This window comes from Sphingomonas sp. Leaf208, from assembly GCF_001421415.1.
Taxonomy (GTDB): domain Bacteria; phylum Pseudomonadota; class Alphaproteobacteria; order Sphingomonadales; family Sphingomonadaceae; genus Sphingomonas.
On record NZ_LMKH01000036.1, the window covers coordinates 342,259 to 362,973 of the forward strand.

General features: G+C 66.2%; 18 protein-coding genes. 10 read left to right on the plus strand and 8 right to left on the minus strand.

The window, feature by feature from the left end; genetic code table 11:
• Positions 1 to 146 precede the first annotated feature (146 nt).
• Together ASE69_RS19180 and ASE69_RS23285 are read right to left on the minus strand one after the other, a co-directional pair.
• Positions 147 to 965, minus strand: coding sequence for a glutaminyl-peptide cyclotransferase (locus ASE69_RS19180; protein ID WP_056490081.1), 819 nt, complete (start codon positions 963 to 965; stop codon positions 147 to 149).
• A gap of 46 nt (positions 966 to 1,011) precedes the next feature.
• Positions 1,012 to 1,881, minus strand: coding sequence for a cold-shock protein (locus tag ASE69_RS23285; RefSeq protein WP_056490084.1), 870 nt, complete (start codon positions 1,879 to 1,881; stop codon positions 1,012 to 1,014).
• Between the two features lie 302 nt (positions 1,882 to 2,183).
• On the opposite strand from ASE69_RS23285, the gene ASE69_RS19190 reads away from it, so the two are divergent.
• The 5 genes from ASE69_RS19190 (at position 2,184) to rpoN (ending at position 6,581) form a co-directional block, all read left to right on the plus strand.
• Positions 2,184 to 2,804, plus strand: a complete 621-nt coding sequence (locus ASE69_RS19190; RefSeq protein ID WP_056063589.1) for a ribonuclease D — start codon at positions 2,184 to 2,186, stop codon at positions 2,802 to 2,804.
• Positions 2,804 to 3,457, plus strand: a complete 654-nt coding sequence (lptC, locus tag ASE69_RS19195) for an LPS export ABC transporter periplasmic protein LptC (RefSeq protein WP_056063592.1) — start codon at positions 2,804 to 2,806, stop codon at positions 3,455 to 3,457. The genes ASE69_RS19190 and lptC overlap by 1 nt, the downstream gene beginning before the upstream one ends.
• Positions 3,458 to 3,462: 5 nt before the next feature.
• Complete coding sequence (locus ASE69_RS19200; RefSeq protein ID WP_056490087.1) at positions 3,463 to 4,011, plus strand: LptA/OstA family protein; 549 nt, start codon at positions 3,463 to 3,465, stop codon at positions 4,009 to 4,011.
• A 134-nt stretch (positions 4,012 to 4,145) separates the two neighbouring features.
• On the plus strand, positions 4,146 to 4,928 hold the full coding sequence (gene lptB / locus ASE69_RS19205) for an LPS export ABC transporter ATP-binding protein (protein ID WP_056490090.1): 783 nt from the start codon (positions 4,146 to 4,148) through the stop codon (positions 4,926 to 4,928).
• Positions 4,929 to 5,081: 153 nt separating this feature from the next.
• On the plus strand, positions 5,082 to 6,581 hold the full coding sequence (gene rpoN / locus ASE69_RS19210; RefSeq protein WP_056490094.1) for an RNA polymerase factor sigma-54: 1,500 nt from the start codon (positions 5,082 to 5,084) through the stop codon (positions 6,579 to 6,581).
• A 161-nt stretch (positions 6,582 to 6,742) separates the two neighbouring features.
• On the opposite strand, the gene ASE69_RS19215 is transcribed toward rpoN, so the two are convergent.
• Entirely contained in the window at positions 6,743 to 8,383 is a 1,641-nt protein-coding gene (locus tag ASE69_RS19215) for a S10 family peptidase (protein ID WP_056490096.1), read from the minus strand.
• A 62-nt stretch (positions 8,384 to 8,445) separates the two neighbouring features.
• Complete coding sequence (locus tag ASE69_RS19220; RefSeq protein WP_056490098.1) at positions 8,446 to 9,444, minus strand: ligase-associated DNA damage response exonuclease; 999 nt, start codon at positions 9,442 to 9,444, stop codon at positions 8,446 to 8,448.
• A gap of 92 nt (positions 9,445 to 9,536) precedes the next feature.
• Between ASE69_RS19220 and lepB the strand changes: the two genes are divergently transcribed.
• A complete protein-coding gene (gene lepB, locus ASE69_RS19225) occupies positions 9,537 to 10,475 on the plus strand; it encodes a signal peptidase I (protein WP_056490101.1) in 939 nt (312 codons plus the stop codon).
• A gap of 59 nt (positions 10,476 to 10,534) precedes the next feature.
• Here the strand turns inward: lepB and ASE69_RS19230 are convergent, their stop codons facing one another.
• A complete protein-coding gene (locus ASE69_RS19230) occupies positions 10,535 to 11,137 on the minus strand; it encodes a hypothetical protein (RefSeq protein ID WP_156362410.1) in 603 nt (200 codons plus the stop codon).
• Between the two features lie 91 nt (positions 11,138 to 11,228).
• Here ASE69_RS19230 and ASE69_RS19235 point away from each other — a divergent pair, with 91 nt between their 5' ends.
• The 3 genes from ASE69_RS19235 to ASE69_RS19245 all read left to right on the plus strand — a co-directional run bounded on the left by ASE69_RS19235 (position 11,229) and on the right by ASE69_RS19245 (position 16,307).
• On the plus strand, positions 11,229 to 13,652 hold the full coding sequence (locus tag ASE69_RS19235) for a ligase-associated DNA damage response DEXH box helicase (protein ID WP_082453258.1): 2,424 nt from the start codon (positions 11,229 to 11,231) through the stop codon (positions 13,650 to 13,652).
• A gap of 203 nt (positions 13,653 to 13,855) precedes the next feature.
• Entirely contained in the window at positions 13,856 to 14,839 is a 984-nt protein-coding gene (locus ASE69_RS19240; RefSeq protein ID WP_056490107.1) for an aspartyl protease family protein, read from the plus strand.
• A 58-nt stretch (positions 14,840 to 14,897) separates the two neighbouring features.
• Positions 14,898 to 16,307 (plus strand): M20/M25/M40 family metallo-hydrolase, encoded by a 1,410-nt coding sequence (locus tag ASE69_RS19245; RefSeq protein ID WP_056490112.1) that lies wholly within the window; start codon positions 14,898 to 14,900, stop codon positions 16,305 to 16,307.
• Positions 16,308 to 16,715: 408 nt separating this feature from the next.
• Here the strand turns inward: ASE69_RS19245 and ASE69_RS19250 are convergent, their stop codons facing one another.
• Positions 16,716 to 18,689 carry a potassium transporter Kup gene (locus tag ASE69_RS19250; RefSeq protein WP_082453242.1) on the minus strand — a complete coding sequence of 658 codons (1,974 nt, stop codon included), beginning with the start codon at positions 18,687 to 18,689 and terminating at the stop codon, positions 16,716 to 16,718.
• Between the two features lie 125 nt (positions 18,690 to 18,814).
• Here ASE69_RS19250 and pdeM point away from each other — a divergent pair, with 125 nt between their 5' ends.
• Positions 18,815 to 19,477 (plus strand): ligase-associated DNA damage response endonuclease PdeM, encoded by a 663-nt coding sequence (gene pdeM / locus ASE69_RS19255; RefSeq protein WP_056490113.1) that lies wholly within the window; start codon positions 18,815 to 18,817, stop codon positions 19,475 to 19,477.
• Between the two features lie 156 nt (positions 19,478 to 19,633).
• Here the strand turns inward: pdeM and msrA are convergent, their stop codons facing one another.
• Positions 19,634 to 20,293, minus strand: a complete 660-nt coding sequence (msrA, locus tag ASE69_RS19260; protein WP_056490370.1) for a peptide-methionine (S)-S-oxide reductase MsrA — start codon at positions 20,291 to 20,293, stop codon at positions 19,634 to 19,636.
• A 49-nt stretch (positions 20,294 to 20,342) separates the two neighbouring features.
• Positions 20,343 to 20,492 (minus strand): hypothetical protein, encoded by a 150-nt coding sequence (locus tag ASE69_RS22680; protein ID WP_165895481.1) that lies wholly within the window; start codon positions 20,490 to 20,492, stop codon positions 20,343 to 20,345.
• Positions 20,493 to 20,715: the final 223 nt, after the last annotated feature.

Genomic DNA, 20,715 nt, shown 5'->3' on the forward strand with positions numbered 1-20,715 from the left:
AGCTTTCGCTGGGATGACGAGTTAGGCTCTAAGCGGCATGGCGGCAGCACTATTTGTTCTCCCGCGAAGGCGGGAGTCCAGTCTGGGCTCCCGCCTTCGCGGGAGAACAAGTAAGGGTGCGTTGTCGGGGAAACGGAAACGCGCAACTATTGCGGCGTGGCGGCAATCTTTATTTCGAAGAGCGTCGGCCAGTATTTGCCCGTCACGAACAACCGGTCGGCCTTCGCGTCCCAGGCGATGCCGTTGAGGACCGCCTCTGGATCGGTCGCGGCGACTTCGGCGACCAGCGGACGGAGGTCGATGACCGCGGTCACCTTGCCGGACGCGGGATCGATGCGGACGAGGAAGCCGGTGTGCCAGACGTTGGCGAGCAGCGCGCCGTGGACATATTCGAGTTCGTTGATGTCGCGTAATGGGCGCCCGTCGATCGTTACCGCCACGCGTTTGCGTTCGGCGAGAGTGAGCGGATCGCGGACGATGATATCGGGGCTGCCGTCGGACTGAAGCAGCGAGACGCCGTCGCTCGTCAGCCCCCAGCCTTCGCCGGTGTAGCGGTTTTGGCCTTTGGGTTTCAGCGTGCGAACGTCCCAGCGGTGCGCGATGCCGTCGTGCCAGGTGAGGCTGACGAGCTGGTCCTTCCACAGCGCGAGGCCTTCGCCGAACTGCGCAGGGTCGATTCGCGCTCTGGCGAGGATCTTGCCGTCCTTGAGCGCGACGCGGCGGACGTCGGATTGGCGCTCCTGCCCCGTGCTCTCGTACAGCGCACCGTCGTGCCAGAGCAGCCCTTCGGTGAACGCGGTGCGGTCGTGCGGATAGCGCGCGACGATCGTTGCCGAGAACACCGGCACGCGGGTCGGCTCGCGCGGAGCTGCGACAGCACCCTGCCCGGCCTGCGCCGCGGACGACAGCGAAGACGATGAAACGAGAACGGCCGGTCCCGCCAAAGCAAGACCGGCCGCAATCATTATCCTACCGAACACGGTACGACCAGCGTTCTGAGTCAGACAGCTATCAGCCGCCTGCGCTCAGGTTCACCGCTGCGTACTTGCCGCGACGATCAACCTCAAGCTCGAACTCGAGCTTGTCGCCCTCGTTCAGCGTCGACATGCCGGCGCGCTCGACGGCCGAGATGTGGACGAATGCGTCAGGCTGTCCGTCGTCGCGCTGGATAAAGCCGAAGCCCTTCATCGCGTTGAAGAACTTGACCGTACCGGTCGCCTTCTCGCCGGTAAGCTGACGCTGTGCGCCACCTGCACCACCGTCACGGTCGCGATCGCCACCACGAGGCGCGCCCGGGCCAGCATCACGGTCACGCGGCGGGCCGCGATCGGTGACGGCCATCGGCTCGCCGTCGATCTTGAGGTCGGTTGCCGAGATACGGCCACCGCGGTCGACGAGCGTGAAGCCGAGCGGCTGCCCCTCGGCGAGAGCGACCATGCCGGCCTGCTCGACGGCGCTGATGTGGACGAACACGTCCTCGCCGCCGTCATCGCGAACGACGAAGCCGAAGCCCTTCTGCGCGTTGAAGAACTTTACGACGCCCGTGCCTTCGCCGACAACCTGGGGAGGCATGCCGCGACCACCGCCGCCGCCGCCACCGCCCGAGAAGCCGCCGCCACCGCCGCCGCCGCGGTAACCACCGCCGCCGCCGCCGCTGCCGCCACCGAAGCTGCTGCCGCCGCCGTAGCTGCTGCCACCGCCGCCACCGTAGCTCGAGCCACCGCCGCCGCCATAGCTGCTACCGCCGCCGCCGCCGAACCGATCGCCGCCACCGCCAAAGCTGCTGCCGCCGCCGAACTCGTTGTCGCCGCCGCCGAAGCTGTCGCGCTTGTCGCGGCCACGCCCGCCACGGTTCCCGCGGCCACCTTTATCGAAACCCATAAGCTCTGTTCGTCTTCCCGGTTCGCCCGCAAATTTCTCAAAACCCTTGTGCCGGACGACGAACGCAGGTTTTCCAGCGCGAAACCTTTTGCGCCTTGAGGGGACCCTTAGCGCAAAATACAAGCCGTCGCGAATAGATTCTGATCCGAGGGCGCTCGATTTGGATCGATACTGGCGCAAGTGTCGCGCGCCAGCCACGACTCGTCGCATCAACGATCGCAAAGCCTTCTTGTCGCCTGATTTGGATCGGTGACGCATATAGAGGCATTGAGCGTTAAGCTTCGGGCGGCTACGGCCGGCGCATGACAGTTCATCTCCACGAAGGCGACATTCCCGCCGACCTGTTCGCGGCCGGCGCCGCGATCGCCGTCGATACCGAGACGATGGGGCTGATCACGCCTCGCGACCGGTTGTGTCTCGTCCAGCTTTCCGATGGCGGCCCCGACGAGCACCTCGTCCGATTCGCCGCGGGTGCCGGCTACGACGCGCCCAATCTGAAGGCGTTGTTGGCCGATCCGGCGCGCGTGAAGCTCTATCACTTCGGTCGGTTCGATATCGCCGCGGTTCAATATTATCTCGGGGTGGTCGCGGCACCGGTATACTGCACCAAGATCGCGTCGCGGCTGGTGCGGACCTACACCGATCGTCACGGTCTCAAGGAAATCGTCCGCGAACTGCTCGGCCAGGATATCTCGAAGCAGCAGCAGTCGTCGGACTGGGGCAGCCCCGAACTGTCCGAGGCGCAGAAGGATTATGCGGCGTCGGACGTCCGCTTTCTCCACCGGCTGCGGACCGAGCTCGACAAGCGATTGATTCGCGAAGGCCGGATGGAGCTCGCGCAAGCGTGCTTCGACTTCCTGCCGACTCGTGCCGCGCTCGATATCGCCGGCTGGCCCGAAATCGACATTTTCGCACACGCTTGATGGACGTTCCGCCCCCCTCACCCGTCGCCCGTCGCGTCCGTAGCGCGCGACAGGACTGGGCCGCGCCCGGTGGCAGTCACGATCGGTTCGTGGCTATCGCCCGCGTCGGCCTGCCGACCGCGATCGGCGTGCTGGCGGCGTTCCTGGTGATGGCGCCGCTGACCGCGGGGGGCGACGTGTCGTTCCTGCTCGACAAGAACAAGGTCGACGTCGCGCAGGAGCGGATGAAGACGCAGGTCGCGCGCTATCGCGGCGAGGATACCAAGGGCCAGGCGTTCACGCTCGACGCGGCCTCGGCGATCCAGAAAAGCTCGGCCGAGCCGATCGTCCAGCTCAACCAGCTCGCCGCACAGATCCAGCTGACCGACGGCCCCGCCAACATCAAGGCGAACACCGGCCGCTACGACATGGATACCGAGAAGGTGCAGCTGTTCGGTCCGCTGAACGCCACCGCAGCAGGTGGCTACGACCTGAAGACCACCAACGCGACGATCGACATGAAGGCGCGCACGCTTGAAAGCGGCGGGGCTGCGACCGGCACCGTCCAGCAGGGGACGTTCAGCGCGAACAAGCTGCGCGCGAACCTGGAAGAGCGGACCGTGACGCTCGATGGCAATGCGCGCTTGCGGATCATCCCCAGAGGGCCGAAATAGCCGCCATGCGCGCTCCCCACATCCTTGCCGGCTTGTCTGGCCTTTTGCTCTCCACGACTGCGGTCGCGCAGCAATCGCATAACTCCAACGCCCCGATCGATTTCGGTGCGGACCATATCGAATTGCAGGACAAGGCGAACCGCGCGATCCTTTCGGGCAACGTCGCGGTCAAGCAGGCCGAGATGACGCTGAACTCGGCGCGAATGACGGTCGCCTACACCGGCCAGGTAATCGGCGGAAACCCGCAGGTCTCGCGGCTCGATGCATCGGGCGGCGTGATCGTCAAGCGCCCCGACCAGACCGCGCGCAGCCAGTATGCGATCTACGATCTCAACCGCCGCGTCATCACGATGCTCGGCGCGGTGACGCTGACGCAGGCGGGGAACACCGTGAACGGCGGACGCCTGACGATGAACCTCGACACCGGGCGTTCGGTGATCGACGGGTCATCGGTCGCGGGCGGGAGCGCGGGCGGATCGGCGGCGAGCGGTGGCACCGTCACGCAGACCGGCGGTCGCGTGACCGGTACGTTCTCGGTCCCCAAGCGCAACTGAGCGGGTGAGCATGTCGCGAGGGCTTCCCTCGAACGGCGCGCTCCTGCATGTTTCCTGCCAACCGTCTGCCGAGCGTTCGGCGGCACCATTCATGCCGAGTGTTCGGCGACTGATTATTGCGAGGGCCTGATCCCATGGACGCCACCACGCTGCCCCCGATTGAGGACGTCGCGCCGATTTCCGAGCCTCCGGTGAACAACGGACTTCAGGTCGTCTCGATCGCGAAGTCCTACGACAAGCGCGTCGTGCTGACCGACGTGTCGGTGTCGGTCGGGCGCGGTGAAGTCGTCGGGCTGCTCGGGCCGAACGGCGCGGGCAAGACGACGTGCTTCTACTCGGTGATGGGCTTGGTAAAGCCGGATTCGGGCCGGATCATGCTCGACGGCGAAGACATCACGAAGCTGCCGATGTACCGGCGCGCGATTCTGGGCTTGGGCTATCTGCCGCAGGAGACGTCGATCTTTCGCGGGCTGACGATCGAGAAGAACATCCTGACCGTGCTGGAGTTGTCCGAGCCGGACAAGGCGGCGCGCCAGCGGAAACTCAATACGCTGCTGGAGGAGTTCGGTTTGACTCGGCTCCGTGCTGCACCGGCGATGGCGCTGTCGGGTGGCGAGCGGCGGCGTGCGGAAATCGCGCGCGCGCTGGCGGCGGATCCGTCGATCATGCTGCTCGACGAGCCTTTTGCCGGTATCGATCCGATCTCGATCGCCGACATCCGCGATCTGGTAAAGGACCTCAAGCGCCGCGATATCGGCGTGCTGATCACCGACCACAACGTTCGCGAGACACTGGAGATCGTGGATCGCGCGTACATCATCTACGACGGCCGGGTGCTGTTCTCCGGCTCGCCCGAGGAACTGGTCGCGGATGCGAATGTCCGGCGGCTGTATCTCGGCGAAGGCTTCTCGCTTTAAGCCGATGGACAAGCTCACGCATCCATTCCTCCTCGGCACGGGGAGGGGGACCAGCGGAGCTGGTGGAGGGGGCCCTCCGCGAACGCAGCGTCTGACGCGCCCCCCCTCCGTCGACGCTTCGCGCCGCCACCTCCCCTTGCAGGGGAGGATCTAGTGAGCCTCGCCCCTCGCCTGGATATCCGCCAGTCGCAGTCGCTGGTGATGACCCCGCAGCTTCAGCAGGCGATCAAGCTGCTGGCGCTGTCGAACCTGGAGATCGAGGGGTTCATCGCCGAGGAGGTCGAGCGCAACCCGTTGCTTGAAGCCAGCGCCGCCGAGGATAGCGACGCGCCCGACCGCGAGCCCGTCCCCGAAGTCCGCGACGAACGCGTGGCAGCCGACGAACTGGTCTCGGGCACCGGCGCAGGCGACGAACCGACGCTCGATGTCGACTACGCCACCGAAAGCCACCAGCAGGACAGCGTCGCCGACGGCGGCAGCGGGATGGACGGCGCGCTCTCGATGACCGGCGCGAGCGCGGGGGGAGCGGGCGGTGAAGACGGCCCCGATCTCGACGCGTTCGCCGATACCAGCCTCAGCCTCGCGGATCACCTGCTCGCACAGGCCGGTCCGGCGATCCCTCGCGACGACGCGTTCATCGCCGCGCACCTAATCGACCAGATCGACGAGGCGGGCTACCTGACCGTGTCGTTGCTCGACATCGCCAACCGGCTCGGCGTGCCGCTGGTGCGTGTCGAGGGGGTGCTGGCGACGATCCAGACGTTCGATCCGACCGGCGTCGGCGCGCGCGATCTTTCGGAGTGCCTCGCGTTGCAGGCGAAGGAGGCGGATCGCTACGATCCGTGCATGGCGCGGTTGATCGACAACCTCGATCTGCTCGCGCGCGGTGAACTGACGCGGCTGAAGCGGATGTGCGATGTCGACGACGAGGACATGGCCGACATGATCCGCGAATTGCGCGGTTATGATCCGAAGCCGGGGTGCCGATACGGGGGCGAGCCGGCGCAGTCGGTGACGCCGGACCTGTTCGTGGCGCGGACCAAGGCGGGCTGGGCGATCGAGATCAACGCCACCACGCTGCCGCGCGTGCTGGTCAATCGCAGCTATTACACCGAATTGTCGGGCGGGCAGCAGGACAAGGCGTCGAAGGCTTGGCTGAGTGATTGCCTCGCGAGCGCGAACTGGCTGGTGAAGGCGCTCGACCAGCGCCAGCGGACGATCATCAAGGTCGCGACCGAGATCGTGAAGCAGCAGGAGGCGTTCTTCCTGAAGGGCGTCGCGCATCTCCGCCCGCTGACGCTGCGCCAGGTAGCCGACGCTATCGAGATGCACGAATCGACCGTCAGCCGCGTGACGAGCAACAAATACGTGTCGTGCGCGCGCGGGCTGTACGAGCTGAAATACTTCTTCACGAGCGCGATCCAGTCCGCGGACGGCGGCGAGGCGGTATCGGCACAAGCGGTGAAATCGGCGATTCGGGCGCTGATCGACACCGAGGGTGCGAAGATCCTGTCGGATGATACGCTGGTCGAACTGCTCAACGCCAAGGGCTTCGACATCGCGCGGCGGACCGTTGCAAAGTACCGCGAGGCGCTCGGGATCGGAAGTTCGGTACAGCGGCGGCGTGCAAAAGCGCTGGAGGGGGTTCGGTAGGCGTTGCGCGCGGGTGGGAGGATTACGTTTCGAAAGACAGCACCACCCCGGCGGAGGCCGGGGCCCAGTTGGCGGGTCCTAAGTAACGACGCGCAACATCCCTCAGCTACGTTTCCCAACTGGGCCCCGGCCTCCTCCGGGGTGGCGTACTCAGGAATGGCTCAGTTCGGAACCTGCCCCGAGTCCCCCGCCCCCGACACGCTTGCGCCACCCGGCGGCGTTGCGCTCCGCGCCTCGCCGATCGCCTGATCGTACCAGCGTGCCAGGTCCGCCTTCATCTGGTGCAGCGCCTCGGGGTTGAGATACGTCATGTGCCCCGCAGGATAATAGCGAAACGCCAGGTTCCGCTGCCGTGAGGGATCGAGCATCATGTGCCCGAGGTCGTTCTCCGTCCCAAAGAACGGCGTCGCCATGTCATAATAGCCGTTCATCGACAGTACGTTGAGATACGGATTCTCGCGCATCGCCGCCGCCAGATCGACCGCGGTGTTGGGGTTGTTCTGCGACTGGCCGCCGCGACCCGGCGCATCGTGCTTCCAGTTCCACGTCCAGCCGGGCGCGTCACGCGCGCTGAGGCGGTACGGCATCTCGGTCTTGTAGCCGAGCGTGTGCGTCACGTAATCGTTGAACGTGGCGATGAACGCGCCGGCGATCGCGGTGTCCGACGCGTCCGTCTCCGGCCGCTCGCCCGCCGCGTCGCTGTCGACGCCGGTGTAGCGCGAGTCGAACCGGCCGAGCGTGAGACGTTGATCACGCAACAGTTCCTTCTGGAAACGGGCGAGATCGATGCGGAGGTTGGCGCGCTTGATGAAGTCGGGCGAGATGCCGATCAGCTGACTCATCCGGTTGGCGACCGCATCGCGTTCCGCATCCGGGATCGTCTGGCCCTTCGACAGTGCCGCCGCATAGGGTCCGGTCGCGAATGCACGCGCTTCGGCGACCGTGGTGGCGACGTCGGCAGGGCGGTTCTGGAGCCGGTTATGATACCAGGCGCTCGCCGCATAGCTCGGCAAATAGTTGAGGTAGATCTCGTCGAGCCCAGGCTGGCGATAGCCATAGTTCATGATCGACGACAGCAGCACCACGCCGTTCAGTGCCATCCCGCGATCCTGCAACTGGTATGCGAGCGCACCCGAGCGCGTGGTGCCGTAGCTTTCGCCGAACAGGAATTTCGGACTGTTCCAGCGGCCGTATTTCGTGGCGTAGCGCAGGATGCCCTTGGCGAACGCGTCGGCATCCTCGTCGACGCCGTAGAAGGCGGACGGCTTGGTATCGCCCAGCGGCCGCGAATAGCCGGTGCCGACTGCGTCGATGAACACCATGTCGGTCTTGTCGAGCAGCGTGTCGGGATTGGGACCGAAATCATAGGGCGCGGGCTTGATGTATTCGGGGTTGGCCGTGCGCAACCGAACCGGCGCGAACGAGCCCATGTGCAGCCAGAAGCTGGGCGAGCCCGGCCCACCATTGTAGAAGAACGTCACCGGACGCTTGGTGCCGGGCTTCACGCCGTCGAGCGTGTAGCCGGTGTAGAACAGGCTGGCGGTCGGCTTGCCCTCGGTATCGCGCAGCGTCAGCGTGCCGACGGTCGCGGTATAGCCGAGCGACTTGCCGCCGACGGTGACGCGCCCCTTCGACTTGACCTCCTGCTCGGCGATGGGAGCGTTGGCGTAGTCCGCCTCCGCCTCGGCCTTCATCCGGTCGGCGTTGGTCTCGGACTTGTCCTTCTTCGGCGCGTCCTGCGCGACGGCGGTGGTGGAAAGCGCGAGCAGCAACAGGGCGGCGAACTTGGTCGAACGGGCCACGGGATATCCTTGTGACAGAAGCGATACCCTATCCTGCCGCAGCCTCCACAAAGCGCAAGGGCTCAGTCGTCCTCGTCCTCGAACCCCACGAGCGCGAGCGCGCGTGCCTTGATCTGGCGAGTCATGCACCAGTGGACCAGCGCGTCCTCGCGGCCGTGCGTGACCCACACCTCCTTCGGCGCGATCTCGGTCAGCGTGGCGATGAGTTCGTCCCAGTCGGCATGATCGCTGAGGATCAGCGGGAGCTCCACGTTCTTCTGGCGCGCACGGCCCCGGACACGCATCCAGCCGCTCGCCATCGCGGTGATCGGGTCGGGCAGCCGCCGCGACCAGCGATCGTTGAGCGCGCCGGGCGGACACATCACGACGTGTCCCGCCATATCCGCCTTCTTCGCATCCGCCACGGGGAGCAGTTCGCCGAGCCTGACCCCGTGCTCGGCATAGAGATCGCACAGCCGTTGCAGCGCGCCGTGGATGTAGATCGGTGCCTCGTGGCCGCGTTCGCGCAATTCGGCGATCACGCGTTGCGCCTTGCCGAGCGCGTAGGCGCCGACGACGACGCAGCGATCGGGGTTGGCGTGGAGCGCGGCGATCAGCTTGTCGATCTCGTCACCGGTGTCGGGGTGGCGGAAGACCGGCAGGCCGAACGTGGCTTCGGTGATGAAGACGTCGCATTTGACGGGTTCGAACGGGGTGCAGGTCGGATCCGCACGGCGTTTGTAATCCCCCGAGACGACGATCCGCTCGCCGCGATAGTCGAGCACGATCTGTGCGGAGCCGAGAACGTGGCCGGCGGGGACAAAGCCGATGTCCACCTCTCCCATCCGGATCGTCTCGCCGTAAGCAACGGGGTGGCCGGCCTGCGGGCCGTAGCGCGCGTCCATGATCGCCAGCGTCTCGGGTGTGGCCCAGACGGCTTCGTGGCCACCGCGGGCGTGATCGGCATGGCCGTGCGTGACGAGGGCCTTGGCGGTCGGGATCGAAGGGTCGATCCAGGCGTCGATCGGCTTGACGAGGATGCCGTGCGGATGCGGTTCGAGCCAGTCGCCGAGTTTTGCCATGCCAGTACTACGCGTGAACCGGGTCCGCGGTGCCAGCATTGTCTCGCGCCCAGTGTCCCGTACGATGCGTGCGCTCACCGGGGGGATGTCGCATGAACGATACGATAGAAGACCCGGCCGACCGGCGAAGCGGGCCAGCACGGGTAGGCGTCGCCGCGCTCAACCTGATCCTGCCCGGACTTGGGCTGATCCGCGTCGGAGATCGGCGCGGCGCGGCGCTGACTTTCATGGCGCAGTTCGCACTCGCCGCACTTGTGACGTTCGGGTTGGGGCACCTTCCCATCTCAGGTTACGGTGTCGCGGTAGCGGCGCTGGTGCTGGTCATCGCGTTGTTCGGTGCCGTTTACGTCGTGCCGATCATACTCACATGGCGCAAGAGCAGGCTTCGCGGACCGAAACCTTGGTGGTCGCGCTGGTATGCGCTGGCGCTGATCGCCGTGGTCTTACTCGGCCTTTGGGAACGCGTGCCGCCGATGATGCACCATTTCTACAAGCCGTTCTTCGCACCGTCCGACAGTATGGCGCCGACGATCGGCAGCGGTGACAAGTTCGCCGTGGACATGCGCTGGCGTGGGCCACCGACGCGCGGCGACGTGATCGTCTTCCAGGCGGCCGACAGCGTCCGGGTCAGTCGGATCGCGGCGATTGCGGGAGACAGGATCGCGATGGGCGCTGGCTTGCCGATCGTGAATGGGGTCCCGGTCGCGCAGCATGCAGAAGGCAGGATGATGGTCGACGATATCGAAGGCCGACATCCTGCGACGATCCTGACGGAACGCCTGCCGGGCGAGCGCTCCAGCCATCGCATACTCGACACGGATACGTCGCTGTTCGACGACACGCGCGAGGTCACCGTCCCGCCGGGCCATGTCTTCGTGCTCGGCGACAATCGCGATCGATCCGCCGACAGTCGCGTGCCGCTCGAGCAACAGGGCGTCGGGATGGTGCCGGCGGCGGCGATTATCGGCCGCGCTATGTACCTGTATTGGAGCAGCAATCGCTCGAAGATCGGCGATCGGCTCGACCGCTAGAGGATAGCTTCAAGTCTCAACGCCGCACCTCGCGGGAGCCGATCGCATGGAACGCCGGATTAGCGGCGGCGGCCTATTTTAATCGTCGCGACGATCGCGTCCATCTGGGCCGCGGCGACCGCCTGGGTCGGCGCGTTGCGTGCCGGCGCCGCCGCCTTGACCGCGTAGGTGACGCGATCGACCGCGTAGCAGGTGCCGTCGACGACGGTGCGCAGGTTCGTCGCGTTGACCTGTTGACTCATCCCCGCGTCGCCGTTGGCATAGACCGTCCAGCGGTGACCGCCGAGCATCCGGTTGGGCAGGCGCCGACCGCTTCCCGACTTCAGCCCCGCGGTGCCGCAGGTCGCGACGACCGCGGCGCTGCGGCTGAAACCGACCTGCACCATTTCTGTGACCTGGCCTTGGCCGTCGCTTGGCTTGGCGACCTGCCAGAAGCGGACGATGCCGACGCCGCGACCGACCAGGCTGCCGTCCCAGATCTGACGCCAACCGGCGTTCATCAGGGCGCGGCCGGCGAAGTTGCGCGTCGGGGTCAGCGCCGACGGGTAGGACAGCCGGACCATGCCGCCGGCCCCTAGGAAGGACTTGGTCGCCGCGCTGGCGTTGGCGAAGGGAAGAAAAGCGAGCAGTGGCAGTGGCAGCAAGAAGCGAAGAAGCGTCACCGATCGTCTTTCATATAGAGAGGCTTGGCAGTGTGCCGGCCGTTTGCGCCGCGTCCATAGCGGTGCGGCGCAACGCCCCCATATGACGATGATGCGTGAACAGGCCGTGAGCGACCTCCCCCCTCCCCTCGAAAACTGGTTCGCGTCGCGCGGGTGGCGGCCGCGGCGGCATCAGCTGGAGATGTTGGCCGAAGGCCGCGCCGGGCATCATGCCCTGCTGGTTGCGGCGACCGGTGCGGGGAAGACGCTCGCCGGGTTCCTGCCGACGCTGGCCGAACTGATCGAGGCGCCGACCACCGGTCTCCACACGCTGTACGTCTCGCCATTGAAGGCGCTTGCGGTCGACGTCCAGCGCAACCTGCTGACGCCGATCGACGAGATGGGCGTCGATATCCGCGTCGAGACGCGCACCGGCGATACGCCTTCGGACCGCAAGGCGCGGCAACGGATCAAGCCACCGCAAATCCTGCTGACCACGCCCGAATCGCTGTCGCTGCTGCTAAGCTACCCTGACAGCATCACGATGTTCGAAAACCTCCGTACGATCGTGGTCGACGAGGTGCACGCGTTCGCGACCGGCAAGCGCGGCGACCTGTTGTCGCTGTGCATGGCGCGGCTTCAGAAGATTTCGCCGGGGATGCGCCGCGTTGCGTTGTCGGCGACGGTCGCGGATGCGGACGGCTATCGCGCGTGGCTCGCGCCCGATGGCGATATCGACCAGGTCGCGATGGTCCGCGGCGAGGCGGGTGCGGATCCCAACATCGCGATCTTGCTCCCCGAGGGCCGCGTGCCGTGGTCGGGGCATTCGGGCCGCTATGCCGCCGCGCAGGTGATGGCGGAGATCGAGGCGCACGAAACCTCGATCGTGTTCTGCAACACGCGCAGCCTGGCGGAACTCATCTTCCAGGATTTGTGGAAGGTGAATTCGAGCAATCTGCCGATCGGCGTCCACCACGGCAGCTTGGCCAAGGAGGCGCGGCGAAAAGTCGAGAACGCGATGGCGGAGGGGAAACTGCGAGCACTGGTTGCGACGTCGAGCCTCGACCTCGGCGTCGACTGGGGCAATGTCGATTGCGTGATCCAGATGGGCGCGCCGAAGGGATCGTCGCGGCTGTTGCAGCGGATCGGCCGCGCCAACCACCGGCTCGACGAATCGTCGCAGGCGATCGTCGTGCCGGGAAACCGGTTCGAGTATCTGGAGGCGCGCGCGGCGCTCGACGCGGTCGAGGCAGGCGAGCTAGATGCGGACATTTTTCGAGTCGGTGCGCTCGACGTGCTGGCGCAGCACGTGATGGCGTGCGCATGCGCGGCCCCGTTCCACGAAGCTGCGTTGCTCGACGAGATTCGCTCAGCCCTCCCCTATTCCGCGCTACCGACCGAAACGTTCGAGCGCGTGCTGCACTTCATCAGCGACGGCGGCTATTCGCTGAAGGCTTATGACCGGTTCAAGCGACTGACCAAGGACGCGGACGGGACGTGGCGGGTCAGCCACCCCAAGTTCATCGGCCAGCACCGGCTGAACGCGGGCATCATCGTCGAGGCGACGATGCTCAACGTGCGGTTCGGCAATGGCCGTGTGCTCGGCCGCGTCGAGGAGGCGTTCGCGGCGCAGTTGAGCCATGGCGACACGTTCTTCTTCGCAGGGCTCAGCCTCGAGGTGATGAAGATCGACCTCGAGGATCTGGTGGTCCGCGCGACGTCGAAGCCGGCGCGGATCCCGACGTACGGGGGGAGCCGGATGCCACTGTCGACCAACCTCGCCGACCGCGTCCGCGGTTTTCTCGCGCATTCAGGCGACTGGGCGCGCTTCCCGGACGACGTGCGCGAATGGCTGGAGATGCAGGCGTATCGATCGGTCATGCCCGAGCCCGGCCAGCTGCTGGTCGAGACGTTCCCGCGTGAGGGGCGGCACTACATGGTCGCGTACAGCTTCGAAGGCTGGAACGCGCACCAGTCGCTTGGCATGCTGATCACGCGGCGGATGGAGACGCAGGGACTGAAACCTCTCGGCTTCGTCGCCAATGATTATGCGCTGGCGGTGTACGGGTTGGAGAAGATCACCGACCCGGCGGCGTTGTTCTCGGCGGATATCCTCGAACACGAGTTCGTCGAATGGGTGCAGCAATCGCATCTGCTGAAGCGCGCGTTTCGCGAGGTCGCGGTGATCGGCGGGCTGGTCGAGCGCCAGCATCCGGGCAAGCGCAAGACGGGCAAGCAGGTGACGTTCTCGACCGACCTGATCTACGACGTGCTGCGCAAGTACGAGCCGACGCATCTGTTGCTGGAGGCGGCGTGGGCGGATGCGCGCGCGCGGATGACCGATGTCGGGCGGCTGGCGTCGCTGCTCGACCGTGCGGCGGCGACGATGGTGCATGTCGATCTGGAGCGCGTGACGCCGCTCGCAGTGCCGGTGCTGACGCTGATCGGGCGGGAGAAGGTATCGACGAACAGCTCGGACGACGCGCTGTTGATCGAGGCGGAAGCGATGATCGCCGACGCGATGCGGCCGGATTGAGGGGCGCCTCACCCCACCCAAACACACCACCCCGGCGGAGGCCGGGGCCCAGTTGGGGGACGCTGCTAACGAAGGGCAGCTTGCAGTTATTGCCACCTTTCCAACTGGGCCCCGGCCTCCGCCGGGGTGGTGCAGTTTGTAGCGGCGTTCGTCCCTAACAACGGTAGTTGCACGTGCGTGAAATCGGGCGCAGCATTTGCAGCATGCACAGGTGGCTAGCCCCTCTATTGCTAGGCATCGCCGCCCAGGCCAGCGCTCAGGACGCAGACTCTCCACGCCCCGATGCTGCACCTCCTTCCGGCGCAGCATCCGCTACAGAACCCGACCCCGCCACGCTGCTGTTCGGTGACGACCAGGCCCGCATGACGGTGCCGGTCACGATCGCGGGCGCAGGACCGTTCGCGTTCGTCGTCGATACTGGCGCCCAGCGGACCGTCATCGCGCGCGAACTCGCCGCAACGCTCGGCCTCGCGCCAGGCCGCATCGTCCGCGTTACCGGCATGACCGGATCGAGCGCTATCGGCACCGTCGTCATCCCCTCGCTGAAGGTCAGCGTGATCGGCAGCGCGGCGATCGAGGCGCCCGCGATCAGTGCGATCAATCTCGGCGCGCGCGGGCTGCTCGGAATCGATGCGTTGCAGGCCCACGCGGTGGGAATCGACTTCGACACCAACACGATGACCGTCACACCCTCCCGCAAACGGCAGAGCCGCGAGCGCGCGAGTCCAGACGAAATCGTCATCCGGGCGCGCAGCCTGTTCGGGCAACTCGTCGTAACCGATGCCTATTGCAACGGCATCCGTATCCGCGTGATCCTCGACACCGGCACCTCGGTCAGCATGGCCAATGCCGCGCTCCGCCGGAAGGTGACGCGCAAGGGACTGGGCAGCGCGGGGGCGTCGCAGCCCGTGTCGCTCACCGGCGTCACCGGCGAGACCGTGATCGCCGACTATACGACGATCGACCGCGTCACGATCGGCAGCCTGACGCTAGGCGACCTGCCCGTGGCGTTCACCGCTGTCGATGCACCGCCGTTCCGCCTGTTCGGCCTTGCCGAGCGTCCCGCGATGCTGCTCGGGATGGACGTGCTGCAACTGTTCCGCCGCGTCGACATCGATTTCGCCAACCGCGAGGTGCGGCTCACCTTGCCGCGCGAGACGCGCCGTCGTGGCGAGCTGCGCCGCTGAGGTTGCGTCCGGGTGCGTTCGCTGCAACTCTCCCGCCGGAAACGAAAAGGGGACGACGATGCGCGCGACTGGCTGGCTACTCACGGCGGCAATCCTGACGACCCCCGTGACAACGGCGCTCTCCGCTCAGGCGCAATCGCGACCCGACCAGAAGGCGTTTCTCGGGCTCTACAAAGAGCTGGTCGAGACCAACACGACGCTGTCCGCTGGTAGCTGTACGCAGGCGGCGGCGCAGATCGGTGCGCGGCTAAAGACCGCGGGCTATGCGGACGCGGACGTCACCTATTTCTCGGTACCCGAACATCCCAAGGACGGCGGGCTGGTCGCGGTGCTGAAGGGCTCCGACGCGTCGATCAAGCCGATGCTGCTGCTCGCGCATCTCGACGTGGTCGAGGCCAAGCGCGAGGACTGGGTGCGCGATCCGTTCAAGCTGATCGAGGAAGGCGGCTATTATTACGCGCGCGGCACCGTCGACGACAAAGCGCAGGCGGCGATCTGGTCCGACGCGATGATCCGCTTCAAGACGAGCGGCTACAAGCCGAAGCGGACGATCAAGCTGGCGCTGACCTGCGGCGAGGAGACGACGTTCGCATGGAACGGCGCGCAGTATCTGGCGAAGGCGAAGCCCGACCTGATCGCGGCGGAGTTCGCGCTGAACGAGGGCGGCGGCGGGCGGCTCGACGATAACGGCAAGCGCCAGTTGCTCGCGATCCAGGTCGGCGAGAAGGCTGCGCAGAACTACACGTTCCTGGCGACCAATCCGGGCGGGCACAGCTCGCAGCCGGTTCCCGAGAACGCGATCTACGAACTCGCCGATGCGGTGAAGGCAGTCCAGGGCTACAAGTTTCCGGTGAAGTTCACCGACACCACCAAGGCGTTCTTCGCGGCGAGTGCCAAGGCGATGCCGGGCGAGATGGGGGATGCGATCACGAAGCTGCTCGCAAACCCCGAGGACAAGGCGGCGGATGCGATCGTCAGCCGCGACAAGGCGATGCACTCGACGCTCCGGACGACGTGCGTGGCGACGTTGCTGAGCGCAGGGCATGCGGAGAACGCCTTGCCGCAGCGCGCGACCGCGAACATCAACTGCCGGATCTTTCCGGGGGAGACGGTGGAGGGCACGCTCGCCAAGCTGAAGGAACTGGCGGGGGCGAAGGTGACCGTGACGGCGAACCAGCCGGTGCGGCCGACTGCGATCCCGCCGACGTTGGATCCGAAGATCATGGGGCCGGTGACGAAGGTTGCGGCTAAGCATTTCCCCGGCCTGCCGATCCTGCCGTTGATGTCGACTGGGGCGACGGACGGCATCTTCTTCGAGGCGATCGGGATCCCGGTCTATGGGGCGCCGGGGGTGTTTATCGACAAGGATATGGGGGGTATTCATGGGCTCAACGAGCGCATCCGGGTGGCTTCGCTGTATGACGGCCGGGATTATTTGTTCGATCTGGTGAAGGCATTCGCGGGGTGAGTGCCACGTCCCTCGCCCCTTCGGGGAGAGGGAGGGAGGAGCCGCAGGCGACGGAAGGGAGAGGGGTGTGAGGCTCGGGACGGTGCCCGACAACGCCCCTCTCCCTTCCCACGGCAAGTGCCGCGGGCCCCTTCCCTCTCCCCGGGGGGGCGAGAGAGTTTAGACGTCCGGGTTATATGTTCGCCCTGGTGAAGGCGTTTGCTGGGTAACGAGGCCTTCCCTCGCCCCTTCGGGGAGAGGGAGGGAGGAGCCTTAGGCGACGGAAGGGAGAGGGGCTTGGGGCTCGAGACTGTGTGTCCCAACGCCCCTCTCCCTTCCCACGGCAGGCGCCGCGGGCCCCTTCTCTCCCCCCGGAGGGGCGAGGGAGCACGCGCTTCCGGCTCCGAAACCGTCCGCACCGCTCTCGGCTTACACCGTGACCTGTTCGCCTAGTTCGAGCACCTTGCCCGGCGGGATCTTCAGGAAGTCAGTGGGGTCGCTGGCATTGCGCTGCAGGAACAGGAAGATTCGGTCCTGCCACGGCGGCATGCCCTTTTCCGCATCGGGTTTCAGCGTGTTGCGGCCGATGAAGAACGAGGTGCGCATCGGGTCGAGCCCGAGCTGTTCCGTCTTGTTGCCGACGCCGAGATCGCGGGGCACGTCAGGGGATTCCATGAAGCCGTAGGTCAGCACGACGATCGAAAAATTGTCGTCGACGCGTTCGACCTTGGCGCGCTGAGACTCCTCGACGAACGGCCGGTCCGCGGTGCGGATGCTGACGATCAGGTTGCGCTCGTGGAGCACCTTGTTGTGCTTGAGATTGTGCAGCAGCGCACCAGGCGTCGCATGCGGGTTGCCGGTCAGGAACACCGCCGTTCCCGACACACGTTCGGGCGGACGCTTTTCCAACGCCGAGGCGAGATCGCTGAGCGGAATGCTCTGGCGCTTCTCGAACGCGCTGACGATCTTCTTGCCGCGCACCCAGGTGAAGATGATCAGCCCGATCGCGGCGGCGATGACCAGCGGCACCCAGCCCCCCTCGATAACGCGCAGGATGTTCGCGCCGAAGAAGATCAGGTCGAGCGTCAAAAACGGCAGGATCGCCGCCAGTGCGAGTGGGCGCGACCAGTTCCAGCGGTGACGGACGACGATGTACGCGAGCAAGGTGGTGACGACCATCGTGCCGGTCACCGCAATGCCGTACGCGGCCGCCATCGCCGACGACGTCTTGAACTGGATCACCAGCACCAGCACGCCGATCAGCAACAGCCAGTTGATCGCGGGCAGGTAGATCTGGCCGGCGAACACCGCCGACGTCTGGCGGATGCGCAGGCGCGGGAGCAGGCCGAGCTGGATCGCCTGCTGCGTCAGCGAGAATGCGCCGGTGATGACCGCCTGGCTGGCGATCACCGTCGCGAAGCCGGCGAGGATAATCAGCGCGGGGCGCAGCGATTCGGGCGCCATCAGGAAGAACCAGTCCTGATTGACGAACGGCACGCCGCGCGCCGCCGCATCCTCGAGCCTCGACAAGGCGAACGCGCCCTGCCCCAGGTAATTGAGCGCGAGCGCCGGGAAGACGAGGAAGAACCAGCCGATGCGGATCGGCAGCTTGCCGAAATGGCCCATGTCCGCGGTCAGCGCTTCGGCGCCGGTGACGGTCAGGAACACCGCGCCGAGCACGAACAGCCCGGTGACGCCGTGCGTGGCGAGGAACGAGATGCCGTAGGTCGGCAGGAACACGCGGACGATCGAGGGCTCGTCGGCGATATGCCAGATGCCGAGCGCACCGATCGCGACGAACCAGAGGATGCAGACCGGGCCGAACAGCTTCGATACCTGCGCCGTGCCGCGCGACTGGATCAGGAACAGCCCGATCAGGATGGCGATCGTCAGCGCGCGGACGACGCCCTCGTTGAAGATGTGGGCGGCGCTGGGGATCGTCCGCAGGCCTTCCATCGCGGAGAGCACCGAAAGCGCCGGCGTGATGATCGCATCGCCGTAGAACAGCGACGCGCCCGCCGCGCCGAGCACGATCGCGATCCGCGACCGCATGCCGAGCGCGCGACGGGCGAGCGCCGCGAGCGCGAGCACGCCGCCCTCGCCCTGGTTGTCGGCGCGCATCAGGAAGATGACGTATTTGACCGTCACGACGAGGAACAGCGACCAGAGCGCGAGGCTCAGCACGCCAAGGATTTCGGTCGGATCAATGCCGCCTGCGGACGTCTGGCCGAGTGCCTCGCGGAACGCGTAGAGCGGGCTGGTGCCGATATCGCCGAACACCACGCCGATCGCGCCGACGGTCAGCGCGGCGAGTGCGGGGTGCGGATGCAGATGCGCCGCCGACAGATCGCCAGGCGTTTCCGGTACAGCGGCAGTTTGGGGTGTTCCGGCGACGGACGTCATGGCGCGAAGAGCGCTCCTCCTGAGGGGACGGCGCGCTTTACGCCGATTGGGGGCATGCGCAAGCCCCACCCGGTTCGCGACGATGGCGGGTTGATTCGGTGCGGCGGGGGCGGCATGGCGGGGGGATGGTTCCCTTTTCGTTCGGCGGGCATGCGCTTCTGGCGTTGGCGCAAGGCGCGCTGTTCTGGCCGGAGCGGCGTGCGCTGCTGGTCGCCGACCTGCATTTCGAGAAGGCGAGCTGGTTCGCCAAGCGCGGCCAGATGCTGCCGCCGTATGATTCGATCGCGACGCTGGCCGATCTCACCGCGCTGGTCGCCGCGACTGGCGCGCGCGAAGTCTGGTGCCTCGGCGACAGTTTCCACGACAGCGAAGGGTGCGAGCGGCTGCCGCAGCGCGCGCAGGACATGCTGCGGGCGATGACCGACGGGACGCGCTGGACGTGGATCACGGGCAATCACGATCCGGCGATCCTCGATCGGTGTGGCGGCGAGGTCGTGGACGAGGTCGTCGTCGATGGACTGGTGCTGCGCCACGAAGCGGACCGGGCGGAGACGCGGCCGGAACTGTCGGGGCATTTCCATCCGAAGCTTCGGTTGCGCGTGCGGGGGAAGCAGGTCGCGCGGCGGTGTTTCGTGGCGACGGCGACGAAGATGATATTGCCGGCGTTCGGGTCGCTGACTGGCGGGCTGGACGTGGACCATCCGGAGATCGTGCGTGCGGTTGGGGTTGGCGCCGAGGCTATGGTGCCGGTGGCGGACCGGATGCTGCGGTTTCCGGTTGCGGCCTGAGGTTTGTCGCTGATCAGATAAAAAGGCCACCACCCCGGCGAAGGCCGGGATCCAATTGCGAGCGTTTTATAACGGAGGTTAGGCCGCCGTTACTTCGACCTTTCCAATTGGGCCCCGGCCTTCGCCGGGGTGGTGGCTCTGACAGCAGGTGCCCGCTCAGCTAGAAATCGTCGGAAACGCCGCGCGGAAGGCGGCTACCTTCGGCTTGTCCCACATCACGACGTACGGATGCGTCGGGTTTCGGTCGTAGAAATTCTGGTGATACGCCTCGGCCGGATAGAACGCGCCGGTCTCAAGCTTCGTTACGATCGGCCCGGAGAACGCATGCGTGGCACCGAGTTGCGCGATGTATGAGCGCGCGACCTGCGCCTGGGCGGGCGACTGTGGGAAGATCGCCGAGCGATAGCTGGTCCCGCTGTCCGGGCCCTGGCGGTTCAACGTCGTCGGATCATGCGCGATCGAGAAATAGACGCGGAGCAGCGTGCCGTAGCTCACCACACGGGGGTCGTAGGCGATCTTGATCGCTTCGGCATGCTTCGTCGTCTCGGCGGAGACCTGGTCGTAAGTCGCGGTCGCCCTCGTGCCGCCGGCATAGCCGGTCGTGACGGCCTTAACGCCCTTCACATGCTCGAACACCGCTTCCATCGTCCAGAAGCAGCCTCCCGCTAGCACTGCGGTCTGGATACCGGGCGCTGCGGGAAGGTCGGTCTTGACGGCGGGGATGACGACGGCGCGGGCGCCCTGCGCGGTGCTGGTGGCAATAAACGCACCGGCGATACCGACGGCAGCGAGCGTGGCGAGAAGCGGCTTTTTCATGTTTTGATACATGGGGTTGCCGTTCGCCTTCGCTAGGCCATCGACGCGCTTATCGCGCGGTGGCGGAGACGCTGTGCTCGAAATGGCTGGCGAAGGTCTGGCGGGCTTCGGCAGGCTGCAGTGCGAGCAAGCCGATGGCGCCGAGGACGAAACCGCCGCTGAACTGCCAGAAGAAACTCGACTTTACGATGCTGCGCATGATGCGATCCCAATGAAACCCAGTGATGGCGCCGACCGGATAGGTCAGCGTCAGTTACGGACCGGCATGTCGTAGAGATGCCGGCCAACCACAATGTCGTTTTTAGAAACTCTCGATTAACGCGCCGTGGCCGATGCGTTCATCGTGCAGCAGGCATCGCCCGGCAGGGTTGCCGGAAGATGTCGCCGCGTGTCTCGATTGTTGCTCGAACCTTCCGATCCTC

Excerpts from the sequence above, each read along its gene's own strand:
- ASE69_RS19180 (WP_056490081.1), bottom strand. The coding sequence starts at position 965 with ATGATTGCGGCCGGTCTTGCTTTGGCGGGACCGGCCGTTCTCGTTTCA.
- ASE69_RS23285 (WP_056490084.1), bottom strand. The coding sequence starts at position 1,881 with ATGGGTTTCGATAAAGGTGGCCGCGGGAACCGTGGCGGGCGTGGCCGC.
- ASE69_RS19190 (WP_056063589.1), top strand. The coding sequence starts at position 2,184 with ATGACAGTTCATCTCCACGAAGGCGACATTCCCGCCGACCTGTTCGCG.
- lptC (WP_056063592.1), top strand. The coding sequence starts at position 2,804 with ATGGACGTTCCGCCCCCCTCACCCGTCGCCCGTCGCGTCCGTAGCGCG.
- ASE69_RS19200 (WP_056490087.1), top strand. The coding sequence starts at position 3,463 with ATGCGCGCTCCCCACATCCTTGCCGGCTTGTCTGGCCTTTTGCTCTCC.
- lptB (WP_056490090.1), top strand. The coding sequence starts at position 4,146 with ATGGACGCCACCACGCTGCCCCCGATTGAGGACGTCGCGCCGATTTCC.
- ASE69_RS19220 (WP_056490098.1), bottom strand. The coding sequence starts at position 9,444 with ATGGCAAAACTCGGCGACTGGCTCGAACCGCATCCGCACGGCATCCTC.
- lepB (WP_056490101.1), top strand. The coding sequence starts at position 9,537 with ATGAACGATACGATAGAAGACCCGGCCGACCGGCGAAGCGGGCCAGCA.
- ASE69_RS19235 (WP_082453258.1), top strand. The coding sequence starts at position 11,229 with ATGCGTGAACAGGCCGTGAGCGACCTCCCCCCTCCCCTCGAAAACTGG.
- ASE69_RS19240 (WP_056490107.1), top strand. The coding sequence starts at position 13,856 with ATGCACAGGTGGCTAGCCCCTCTATTGCTAGGCATCGCCGCCCAGGCC.
- ASE69_RS19245 (WP_056490112.1), top strand. The coding sequence starts at position 14,898 with ATGCGCGCGACTGGCTGGCTACTCACGGCGGCAATCCTGACGACCCCC.
- ASE69_RS19250 (WP_082453242.1), bottom strand. The coding sequence starts at position 18,689 with ATGACGTCCGTCGCCGGAACACCCCAAACTGCCGCTGTACCGGAAACG.
- pdeM (WP_056490113.1), top strand. The coding sequence starts at position 18,815 with ATGGTTCCCTTTTCGTTCGGCGGGCATGCGCTTCTGGCGTTGGCGCAA.
- msrA (WP_056490370.1), bottom strand. The coding sequence starts at position 20,293 with ATGAAAAAGCCGCTTCTCGCCACGCTCGCTGCCGTCGGTATCGCCGGT.
- ASE69_RS22680 (WP_165895481.1), bottom strand. The coding sequence starts at position 20,492 with ATGCGCAGCATCGTAAAGTCGAGTTTCTTCTGGCAGTTCAGCGGCGGT.